A 10,801-nucleotide genomic window follows, 5' to 3' on the forward strand; every position below is an offset into this window, starting at 1 on the left:
TCCTTAAATATCCAGAACCTTCAATTCCTTCCTGCCATTCATCAGAGCGTAATAAACCGGCAGGATAAACAGCGCTACCAGCACACCAACGCTCAGTCCTCCGATGTTTACCACCGCAAGACCCTGGGTGGTGGAACCACTGCTTCCGAAGGCCATCGCCATCGGCAGCATGGAAAGAATGGTGGTTAAACTTGTCATCATGATCGGACGCATACGGGTAGCACCGGCCTCGATCAGAGCTTTCTTTAATGGCATCTCCATGCGGTACTGGTTCACCGTATCCACATACAAAATACCGTTGTTAACGACCGTACCAACCAAGATCAAGAATCCCAGGATGGAGGTCATGGACATGCTGACTCCGGTCAGTTTCAAAAGTCCGAAGGAACCCACCAGGCTGAATGGGATGGTGGTCATAACCATGAAGGAGAACTTTGGGGACTCGAACTGCGCAGACATAACCACAAAGATCAGGAATACCGCTACCGCGATCGCATTGTACAGTCCGGAGAACTCCTCCTGCATCATACGGTCTCTGGAGTTGGTGCCGCGGGTAATGGTCCCGGTCAGGTTCGGGCTGATAACCTCATTATCGATTTTGGTCTTCACAGCCGCGCTGGAGCTGCTGTCCACATAATCTGCGGAAATCGTGATCTGGTAGGACTTATCCTCCTTCTCGATGGAAGACGGACTGTCCTTATAATAGATTTCTGCCACATCGGACAGCGCCACATAACCGCCGGACGGCTTCTTTAAGATGATGCGCTCCAGCTGCGGCACGGTCTTATACTGATCCTCCGGATACTCGGCCTTGACGCTGATCTCCTGACCGTCCACCTTTAAGGTGGTAACCTCCTCACCGTCTAACATCTGTTTTACCATGGTTCCGATCTGGGCTGCAGTCAGTCCTTCCGCGGAAGCAGAAACCGGATCCACCTTGACAGCCACAACCGGCGCGGTGTTCTCAATGCTGGAATGAACGTTCTTCACATCATCCCGGGCAATCAGCTCGTTTACGATCTCGTTGCTGACCTCCTGCAATTCATCGTACTGGGTTCCCTTTAAGATGGCCTCGTAGCCGCGGCTCCGGCCCATCATGCTCATGGAGGTGGATGCCTCTACCGTGACAGTACAGTTTTCCAGATCCGCCATCTCGTTCTCCCACTGGCTTACCACCTCATCGGTGGACATCTTCCGGTCGTCCTTTAAGTAAGCGGTAATGGTTCCCTCATCGTTGTTGTAACGCAGCATGTAGGATTCCACATCCTCATGGGCTGCCACAATAGACTCTGCCTCAGACAGAATCGCATCGGCCTGCTCCGTGATCAGGCCCGGGCGGGTCTCGATGGTAACGCTGACGGTACCGGTATCATCGGCGGTCATTAACTCCGTCTGCATGCCGCTTGCCAGGAACACCGTAGCCACGATGATGCCAACGGATGCCAGCATGACGATGGCTTTGTGTTTCAACAGGGTCGGCATGATTTTCCGGTAGCCGTTCTGTAAGAAGGTCAGCGGACGGGTTGCCGGTGCGGAGGTCCGCTCCTTCGGCTTATACATCATGTAGCACAGCGGTACGATGGCGATCGCGGAAAGCAGGGACGCGCACATACAGAAGACGATGGTGTAGCCCATGGCCCCGAACATCTGGCCGCTCATACCGTTTAAGAATACCAGCGGAATGAATACAACGCAGGTGGTAACCGTAGAACCGACAATGGAAGACACCACAATGTTGGTTCCTTCCAGAGCCGCTTTCGCATAGCCCAGGGCGCCCTTATCCTGCTGCTTATCCATGGCTCTGAAACAGCTCTCCAGCACAACGATGGAGTTATCGACCATCATGCCGACACCGAGAACCAGGCCGCTCATGGTGATGATATTCAACGTAAATCCTGCCCGCGTCATAACAATCAGGGACATGAGGATGGAGGTCGGGATGGAACTTCCTACAATCAGGGATGCCTTGAAATCTCCGAAGAACAGGAAAATGATGATCATGGAGATCACAACCGCCATGACCATGGTCTCTGCTACATCCTTTAAGGAATCCAGAATGGAGTCCGCCTCATCTCTTGCTACGGTGATGGTCAGGTTTTCATCATCCCCCTGCAGGTTTTTGATGATCTTCTGTACCTGCTTGGACAGGTCCATGGCCGTGCTGCTCTGCTGCTTGGTCAGGGAAATGGAAATGGTCTCCTCACCATTGTAACGGGACACGCCGCCCTTCTGCTCCTCCGCGTAGGAAACCACTGCGATATCTTCCAGATAAACAATCTTGTTGCCGGATACCGTGATCGGCATTTCCAGAAGCTCATCCAACGTGTCATGCTGCGTTAAGGTAGAAACGGATAAGTCCAGATTGCCGGATTCCGCGCTTCCGGACGGGTAGGACAGGTTGGCCGCCGACATGGCGGACTTGATGTCGCTGATGCTCACGTTGTACTGGTCCATCATATCGGACATCAGTTCAATTTTTATGTACTCGGAGGAACCACCCATGGTGGATACCTCTGCCACCGTGCTGAGCTTTTCCAGCTCCGGCACAATCTTCTGGTCTACATAATCATAGAGGTTTTCCTGCGATGGGTTCGCAACGGTAAGCATCATGCTGGCCTGTGCGTTGTTATTCATCTCCATAACAGTTGGCTCTACATCGTCCGGCAGATCCCGGATGCTGTTCAAGCTCTTGGTTAAGTCGCTGTAGGCCTCATCCATGTCGGTATCGTAATCATACTCCAGCATGATCATGGAGCGGCCCTCACTGGTGGTGGAGCTCATGCTCTTGACACCTTCCAGCGTACTGACCTGGTCTTCAATGAGCTGCGTTACCAGCTCATCCATGTCTTCCGGGCTGGCGCCGGAATAGTTTGCCATAATGATCATCATCGGCTGATCCATATCCGGCATCTGCTCCAGTGTTGCGTTAAATACCGAAGAAATACCGAACACGATCAGGCACAACAGCGCCATCAGCACGGTGACCGGACGCTTCAGTACAAATCTAGTAACTCCCATTTACGTCTGCCTCCTTACTGTGCTTTCGGTGCTGCGTTTCCGTTCTGTGCGCCGCCATCTGCCGGAGCGCCCTGCGGCGCCTGGCTGTCTGCGCCCTGTGCATCACCTGCCGGAGCCTGGCCACCTGCGTTCTGACCTTCGCCCGCCGGTGCGCCATTCTGATCCTGGCCATCACCTGCCGCATTTGCTGCCTCAACATCGGATTTCAGTCGGATGTCCGCACCCTCGTACAGGTTGGAGCTCCAGGTGCTGACTATCATATCATCGGCATTCAGGCCGGAAAGGATCTGCGCGTTCTCGGAATCATAAAGGCCGACCTCCACGGAAGCCATCTTGGCCTTGCCGTCTTCATATAAATATACATAGCCCTTGCCGCCACTGTAGTAGATGGCATCCACCGGAACCAGCATCACATTTTCCGCGCGCTCAGTTACCAGGCTGATCTTTACGGTACTTCCAATGGCAATCTCATCGCTGCTCTCCATATCGCCCTTTACCTTGAACAGGCCGCTGGTCTCATCGACCATGTTGCTGATCTCGGTAATATTTCCGCTGTAGGTCTTGCCGTTTTTGGAAATTTCCAGTTCATCGCCGGTCTTTAAATTCTGTACCATGCGCTGGGTTGCGTAGAAGGTGATGCTGTTCTGGCCCTCGCCTGCAATGACACAAAGCTGCGCGGACTGGTTCACGCGGTCATACACATCGACATCCACGCTCTCCACACGGCCCGCGATCGGAGCGGTGATGGTGCTGTACTCCACCTGCTTATCGTACTGAAGCTTGGCAGATTCGTACTGCAGCTGGGCAGATTTTAAATTGTTCTGATACTGCTCATACTCCTGATCGGACAGATCACCACTGTCGTAAAGGATCTGCATTCTGCTTAAGTTGCTCTGGGCCTGGGACAGGTTGACCTGGGCGGAATCCATGTTGTTCTTTGCGGATTCCACCTGCTCAGTATTGATCTCCATCAGCACCTGGCCCTGACTGACCATATCACCAGCCTTGACATTCACGGCAGTCACATCCCCACCGGCCTTCGCGTACACGTAAATCACATCGGCAGCCTCGACCGTACCGGTCAGGCTGGACGTAACTTCTACGTCTCCGGTGGTCGGATTTGCCGCATTAACTACAGTCACTGCAGATTCCTGCGGCATACCACCAGGACCTCCCATACCTCCGGGACCTCCCTGTCCGCCATTTCCGCCTTTTCCTCCAAGGAAAAATGCTGCGCCTGCAAGAATGATCACTGCCGCGCCTGCTCCTACCATGATTTTTTTCTTCTTATCCATGATGCACTCCTTCACCCTTCTATTTTCTGAAACACATATTATGCTGCTTTGTAACCTTTGCCGGACCGGCATTCAGCCACCTTCCTGCATCTGCGCATCCGACTGCCTGCACATCCATCCGCTACATCCGGCTGCCTCGCAGGATCACCACCAGTACGATCACGCCCGCCACCAGAAAGGTCCATCCGGCAATGTAAATCAGATGCAGATTTCCAGTGATGTACGCCGTACCGATTCCTGTTCCCTCCAGAAAAGAGGCCGCTGCCAGAATCCAGATTCCGGGATGATACAGCAGATTAAAGGTCTTGAAAAACTCGGACCACTCTGCCTCCGGACGGAACCAGAAAATCCCGGCCGACATTCCAAGGCCTCCCACGACCAGATAACACAACGCGCCAAGCACGCCCTTCACGGGAAAAGTCCGAACCAGCATCCCGCCGATTCCCAGAAACAAAAGCAGCATCAGGCAAATGCCCGCATACCCAAACATTTCTTTTTTTAATATCCCGTGATCCGGCGGTCTTCCCGAAGATTTCTGGTTCATAAGGCTCTCCTTTCCGGTTATCGTTCCTGCGCTGCACAAACTGCACATGTTCTGACATGCTAGTATAATCCACAATAATTATCCGCCCCTTTCACTTGTCTAAATTTCCATCTGCCGCGTCAGCTTCAATCGACGATGCTACCGGCATCGCCTCATTCAGCTTCCTTGCACATGAAAATTTATCCTGCGTGTAATGGATCGGTAATTATCGTGGATTATACTAGAAATCTTAAAAACGAAATGTGAGAAAAGTGTGAGAAAATGCGCATAATTCTGTGAGGAAAGTTTCAGAAGTCCGGGAAAGATGTTATAATCTCAGAAGAGAGATGAAGCACAATGATCTAATGGTGATGCAGTCAACACACCAGACAGTGATACGTGCCGGAACATAAAGGAGGAATTTTCATGCCGCATATCCTCATTACCGATGATGATCCGCATCTGCGCCGTCTGGTGCGCACCTATGCAGAGCTGGAAGGTTATGACTGCACGGAGGCAGGAGACGGAGCCGCCGCAGTCACCGCTTTGAAACAGGTCCCGTTTGATCTGGTTCTCTTAGATGTCATGATGCCGGGCCCGGATGGCTTTGAAACCCTCGAAGCGATCCGCCGCTTCAGCCAAGTCCCGATCATCATGCTGACCGCGCGCAATGAAGAATATGATAAATTGAACGGCTTTCAGCTTGGCGTCGATGATTACGTTGCCAAGCCCTTCAGCCCCAAAGAACTGATGGCCCGCATCGGAGCCGTGCTGCGCCGCACCCAGTCCCGCACACCGGCAGCCGTTACAAATGAACTGGCCTTCGGCGGCCTTTCCATTTTCCCGGATTCCCGAATCGTCACCTTAGACGGAAAAAAGGTCACTCTGCCGCCCAAGGAATTTGACCTGCTTTACAAGCTGGCGCAGAACGAGCACATTGTCTTAAGCCGTGACAAGCTTCTGGAAACCGTGTGGGGGTACCAGTACTGTGGGGATGCCCGCACGGTGGACACGCACATCAAGTCCCTGCGGGAGCATATCGGACCTTACCGGAAACTGATTCAGACTGTATGGGGAGTGGGGTATAAATTTGAAGAACCGGATGAAAACTAGACTTTCTGCCCTGAGAAACCGGATGGTCTTCCGGCTCTGGGCCTTTATGATGATCCCTGTCATGTTCGGGATCTGTTTTATGTGGGTGGTACAGATCTTTCTCTTTGAGCAAAACTATGCCACCGCCTCCGTCAATGAGGCGCTGGACCGCCTGTCCCCGGTCATGGAAGACCTGCGGACCCGCGATATCGGAAACGATGAGCGGCTGTTGTCCTTCATCAGCCATATCAACGGCGAACTGCTTCTGGTCTCCGAAGATGGCACGCTAATTGAAATGTACTCCTCCGGTCATCTGGTTCAGCCCCAGGAGTGGGAACTGAAATTTGATTCCCCGGAAATGATCCGACAGAAGCCGGACTTTCAGGAACTTTTAAACGGTCATCCTTACAAGCACATTGAACGGATGCATGGCCAGATCATCGGCTATGAGCTGGGATTTCCCGTCACCTATAACGGAGACTGCGCTTACCTGATCCTGCGAAACGCCCTCATGACCCGTACCGTGCTGAATTTAAACCGGTCACAGCTCATTGTGTTAAGCATTCTTCTGACCGGTATTGCCTCCGTACTGGCCGCGGTCCTGTCCAAGCAGTTTACAAAACCCATTTTTCAGATTAAGGAATCCGTGGATAAGCTGACTCAGAACGATTTTTCCATTGGACCGGATCTGGAACGTCAGGATGAACTGGGGCAGCTCTCCCACTCGGTCGGAAAGCTTGGAAAAGCCCTGCAGCGGCTGGATGTGCTGCGCCGGGAAGTCATTGCCAATGTCTCCCATGAGCTGCGCTCCCCGCTGGCCCTCATCACCGGCTATGCCGAGATGGTGCGGGACATCACCTGGAAGGATGAGGAAATGCGGAATGAAAACTTAAATCTCATCATCAGTGAATCCAACCGCATGAGCGAGATGGTAAACGATATCCTGGACTACTCCCAGTTTTCCGCCGGCTACAGCAAGTTAAAGAAAGACTGGTACGACCTGCGGGATATCGTAAACGCGGAGCTGACCCGATGCCGTCAGGCCGCCGCGGAACATGGTATCACGCTAACCCTGCAGATTGCAGATGCACAGATGCCCGATGCACTGCCACAGGGCACCACGGTTTCAGACATGCCAGATACCAAATCCACAGGCACACCAGCAAACAACCAGGCCATGTACCCACTGCAATTCCAGGTGGACGCCCTGAAAATGAGCCAGGTCATGCGAAACCTCTTAAACAACGCCATCAACCATACGCCGGAAAACCAGGAAATCTTTATCCGTCTGATTCCAAATCCGGCTGCAGGAGCAGAAGTTCCGGACAGCGCGCTGGATGCTGCCAGCAAAATTGCCGGTTCCTGCTGTCTCGTGGAGGTTGCAAACCCCGGTGATCCCATTCCGGAGGAAGACCGCAACATCATCTGGGAGCGCTTCCAGCGCAGCCAGCATCAGAGCGGCCGCCGCCTCGGCACCGGTATCGGACTTTCCATTGTCAGCACCATCTTAAAAGCGCATGAGATGCCTTACGGCGTGGACTGTAAGGATGGGTATAACATTTTCTGGTTTGTGTGCCGGTAAAATAACCATGTACTGCGCCCCATATAAAAAGCCGGCAACACATCGCCAATTTACGCGCGTGTTGCTGGCTTTTATAATACCAACTATTTTTTATTACCGTTTCAGTTTCTCCCGCTCCTGATCCAGCACGGTTCTGGTTTCTTCCATACTTTTTCCAAGTACATTAACCAGAAGTTCCTGCGGAATGGTTGGGGAATAGTAGTAGCCCTGCTGGTATGCGCAGCCGAACTTTGCCAGAATATCTAACTGGCGCTGGGTCTCCACGCCTTCTGCGATGAGGCGTTTGCCCAGCTTGTCCGCTGCCTTGATCAGGCACTCCACGATGGGCTCGGATTTCGGATTGGTTTCCAGCTGCCACATGAACATGCGCTCAAACTTCAGTGTATCCACCGGAAGCTCCAGGATCTTGCTGATTCCGGAATAACCGGAACCGAAATTGTTTAAAATCAGCTCCACACCCAGATCCTTTAACTGCTGCATCACAATCTCAATAATGACCGGTGTGGTGGTAAGGGCATATTCATCGATCTCAACAGCCAGCTTGCCGGACGGAATCTGGTATTTCTCGATCATACTCTGAACCGTATCTATAAAGTTTTCCTGAATGATCAACACCGGTGATACCGGAACCGCAATGGACTCGTACTCAATGCCCTTTTTCTCCAGCTCCGCGATTTCCTGAGCTACCCGCTCCAAGGCGTAATATTCCACACTGCTGATCTGGCCGGTATCCTCCGCGATCGGAACGAACTCTGCGCTGCCAACCATACCGATATCTTTTACAAACATCCGCATGTAATATTCTGCGCGGACAAAGCGGTTTTCCTGCGTGTTGTAGGTAGGACGGAAGCGGATCTCCAGCTCATGGTTCTCCAGAGCTGTGCTGATATACTTCGCAATCGCCTGCTTGCGCAGATGAGCCGCATGCAGTTTGGAATCGTAAATCGCGTACTGGTTCATGCCGGTCTCCGCCGCCTTGCTGACTGCCAGATCCAGACATTTGAGGATTTCATCCGCACTGGACGCATAACCCGGATAGGAACAAAGTCCGATCTGACAGGAACACATGCAGTCGGTCCCATCAATCTTCCAGCTCTGGGAGAAACGATCCAGAATCTCCTCTGCCAGACGTACAGCCTGTCCCTGGGTACGGCTTCTTAAGATGGAAATGAATTCCACGCCCACATAACGGTACACCGTACAGCCAGTCTCTTCTCTCAGATACTCCAGAATTGCTTTTAACAGTTCCTCACAATAAGAAAAACCGAACAGTTCATTCATTCGTTTGAAGTTTTCAATGTAAAACTTCATGACCACACCCTGGCCATCTCCGGATAACGCATGATCCAGCTGGTGACGGCACACCATGCGGTCACCGCCCAGGCTGACATCTCCCAGATTGCTGTTCTCTGCCGGTACCTCTGCGACTGCCTTTGTCACAGTCTCAGTCATCTTTTCTGTATTCTGTTTTTTTCTTCCAAATAAGCCCATAATCAAATCCCCCTTTTCTGATTGATTTTCTCCACTTTCTCTGCTGTAAAATCGGTCTTCTGCCATCGACAGACTGCTCTGTCCTTACAAAATCCGGTCTGCAATCTCCCGGCAGATTTCCTCTGGTGTCTTGCCATCGGTAGCTACCACAATATCGGCCGCCGCCTCATAGAGTGCCCGGCGCTTTTCCTGCAGTCCGGCAATGTATTCCACATTCATATGGCCATTTAAAACCGGGCGGTTGCTGCTGTCCTTCACCCGCTCATAAACCGTTTCCGGGGATGCCGTCAGAAGCACGACCTTTCCGCTCTGTTTCATATACGCCTGATTTTCCGGCCGCACCACAATGCCGCCTCCGCAGGAAACTACGGTATTGGTTTTGTTCTGAAAGCTGACCAGCATGTCTGTTTCCAGTTTCCGGAAATGATCCTCGCCATACTTTGCGAAAATCTCCGTGATCGGCATGCCCTGCTGTTCCTCAATGAGCTGATCCATCTCGATCAGCTCCAGATGAAGCTGCCGTTTCAGCTCCGCCGCAATGGTACTCTTTCCTGCTCCCATAAAGCCGATCAGGAAGATATTGCAGTCGGGCTGCTTTGTCTGCGTTGTTTCCATAAATTCCTCCACTTGCACAATTCCGGACACTTCGTAAAGCCGTTTTGCTTCCCCGAAGGCCCGGAACTATGATGTTGCAACCACCGGCCTTTCCGCCGCGCAATTACCAATTTTCTATTTGTAATTATATCAGCAGTTCTATGTTTGCGCAATCATTTTGTCCTGTTCCGATTTCGTAAAGGCTGACGAAAGTTAAACCTATCATCTTTTCGCCTTCGTTGGCAGGAATGTTACAACCACGCCTGCGCAGATCAGCACTGCGCCCACCACAAAGGACGGGGTGATGACCTCATGCAGGAGCAGCACGCCCAGCACCGCAGATACCAACGGCTGCAGCGGATAAAACATGGAACAGGTGCTGGCATTTAGCAGCTGCAAAGCCTTATTCCAACAGGTATGTGCCACCGCCGTGCCAAAAATTGCTACAAACAGGCAGGCACCAAGCGCTACAGCAGTGGGATGACTTCCTGTCACAAACACATTCTCGATCACAGCCGCCGGAATATTGAACACCAGCGCAATAGCCATGCCATAAAGCGCCGTCTGTACCGGATCATAGTAGCCGGAAATCTTGCGGATGGATACGGATGCCGCAGACCACAGAATCACAGATCCGACGGAGCACAGGACGCCCATCGTATTAATCTCCATACTGCCCTTTCCCAGAATGATGTAAACACCGATCAGGGATACCACGATGCTGACTACATTTTTCCAGGTGATCTGCTCCTTTAAAAACAGTGCCGCCATAATGGAAATGACCACCGGGTTTAAGGAGTTGATCAGGGATGCCAGGGAACCGGATAACAAGGCCGTTCCGCCAAGCTGTAGTATAATAGAAACAAAATATCCAAGTCCGCCCAGAATCAGCAGATACTTCCAGTGTTCCGGCTGAATCTTCTTCGCTCCGCCCTTCAGTTTCAGAATTCCGTAAAGGCATAATACTGATACTGCGTACCGGCACATCCCAACCGTCACCGGCCCCATAACCGCCAGGGCATATTTGCTTACAATATAAATGCTGCCCCAGCAAAAAAATGTGATCAACAGAAATAAATAGCCTGCATTGCGTTTCATAATCTCAAGTCCTCTCTTGTACTGTCATAGTCCGTAACTGTTCAGTACCCTCACAGTTACGGGCAAAAATCCATTGAAAATTGCCTTCGGCAATGGGATTTTTGCCTG

Annotated in this window: 8 protein-coding genes; 2 read left to right on the forward strand and 6 right to left on the reverse strand. The window is 51.9% G+C overall.

From position 1 onward, the window contains the following. Positions 1 to 3 precede the first annotated feature (3 nt). From WMO41_RS06315 to WMO41_RS06325, 3 genes are all read right to left on the reverse strand, one after another. Positions 4 to 3,018, reverse strand: a complete 3,015-nt coding sequence (locus WMO41_RS06315) for an efflux RND transporter permease subunit (RefSeq protein ID WP_349229009.1) — start codon at positions 3,016 to 3,018, stop codon at positions 4 to 6. A 14-nt stretch (positions 3,019 to 3,032) separates the two neighbouring features. Further along, positions 3,033 to 4,313: an efflux RND transporter periplasmic adaptor subunit gene (locus WMO41_RS06320; RefSeq protein ID WP_349229010.1), complete on the reverse strand. Its 1,281-nt coding sequence runs from the start codon at positions 4,311 to 4,313 to the stop codon at positions 3,033 to 3,035. A gap of 121 nt (positions 4,314 to 4,434) precedes the next feature. Continuing rightward, complete coding sequence (locus tag WMO41_RS06325) at positions 4,435 to 4,857, reverse strand: hypothetical protein (protein ID WP_349229011.1); 423 nt, start codon at positions 4,855 to 4,857, stop codon at positions 4,435 to 4,437. 405 nt (positions 4,858 to 5,262) lie between these two features. Here WMO41_RS06325 and WMO41_RS06330 point away from each other — a divergent pair, with 405 nt between their 5' ends. Both WMO41_RS06330 and WMO41_RS06335 read left to right on the forward strand, forming a co-directional pair. Then, on the forward strand, positions 5,263 to 5,949 hold the full coding sequence (locus WMO41_RS06330; RefSeq protein WP_349229012.1) for a response regulator transcription factor: 687 nt from the start codon (positions 5,263 to 5,265) through the stop codon (positions 5,947 to 5,949). Beyond that, complete coding sequence (locus tag WMO41_RS06335; protein WP_349229013.1) at positions 5,939 to 7,510, forward strand: sensor histidine kinase; 1,572 nt, start codon at positions 5,939 to 5,941, stop codon at positions 7,508 to 7,510. Before WMO41_RS06330 ends, WMO41_RS06335 begins: the two co-directional genes overlap by 11 nt. Before the next feature lie 93 nt (positions 7,511 to 7,603). Here WMO41_RS06335 and WMO41_RS06340 read toward each other — a convergent pair whose 3' ends face one another. The 3 genes from WMO41_RS06340 to WMO41_RS06350 form a co-directional block, all read right to left on the reverse strand. Next, complete coding sequence (locus tag WMO41_RS06340) at positions 7,604 to 9,001, reverse strand: EAL domain-containing protein (protein ID WP_349229014.1); 1,398 nt, start codon at positions 8,999 to 9,001, stop codon at positions 7,604 to 7,606. Between the two features lie 84 nt (positions 9,002 to 9,085). Then, positions 9,086 to 9,616, reverse strand: a complete 531-nt coding sequence (locus tag WMO41_RS06345; RefSeq protein ID WP_349229015.1) for a shikimate kinase — start codon at positions 9,614 to 9,616, stop codon at positions 9,086 to 9,088. Positions 9,617 to 9,817: 201 nt separating this feature from the next. Continuing rightward, positions 9,818 to 10,693, reverse strand: coding sequence for a DMT family transporter (locus WMO41_RS06350; RefSeq protein ID WP_349229016.1), 876 nt, complete (start codon positions 10,691 to 10,693; stop codon positions 9,818 to 9,820). Positions 10,694 to 10,801 lie beyond the last annotated feature (108 nt).

Origin of the sequence: Ventrimonas faecis, from assembly GCF_040096075.1 — a bacterium.
In the GTDB taxonomy this organism is placed as follows: domain Bacteria; phylum Bacillota; class Clostridia; order Lachnospirales; family Lachnospiraceae; genus Brotaphodocola; species Brotaphodocola faecis.

What these genes read in the sequence shown, in the direction of transcription:
- WMO41_RS06345 (WP_349229015.1), bottom strand. Translation starts at nt 9,616, where the DNA reads ATGGAAACAACGCAGACAAAGCAGCCCGACTGCAATATCTTCCTGATC.
- WMO41_RS06330 (WP_349229012.1), top strand. Translation starts at nt 5,263, where the DNA reads ATGCCGCATATCCTCATTACCGATGATGATCCGCATCTGCGCCGTCTG.
- WMO41_RS06340 (WP_349229014.1), bottom strand. Translation starts at nt 9,001, where the DNA reads ATGGGCTTATTTGGAAGAAAAAAACAGAATACAGAAAAGATGACTGAG.
- WMO41_RS06315 (WP_349229009.1), bottom strand. Translation starts at nt 3,018, where the DNA reads ATGGGAGTTACTAGATTTGTACTGAAGCGTCCGGTCACCGTGCTGATG.
- WMO41_RS06350 (WP_349229016.1), bottom strand. Translation starts at nt 10,693, where the DNA reads ATGAAACGCAATGCAGGCTATTTATTTCTGTTGATCACATTTTTTTGC.
- WMO41_RS06320 (WP_349229010.1), bottom strand. Translation starts at nt 4,313, where the DNA reads ATGGATAAGAAGAAAAAAATCATGGTAGGAGCAGGCGCGGCAGTGATC.
- WMO41_RS06335 (WP_349229013.1), top strand. Translation starts at nt 5,939, where the DNA reads ATGAAAACTAGACTTTCTGCCCTGAGAAACCGGATGGTCTTCCGGCTC.
- WMO41_RS06325 (WP_349229011.1), bottom strand. Translation starts at nt 4,857, where the DNA reads ATGAACCAGAAATCTTCGGGAAGACCGCCGGATCACGGGATATTAAAA.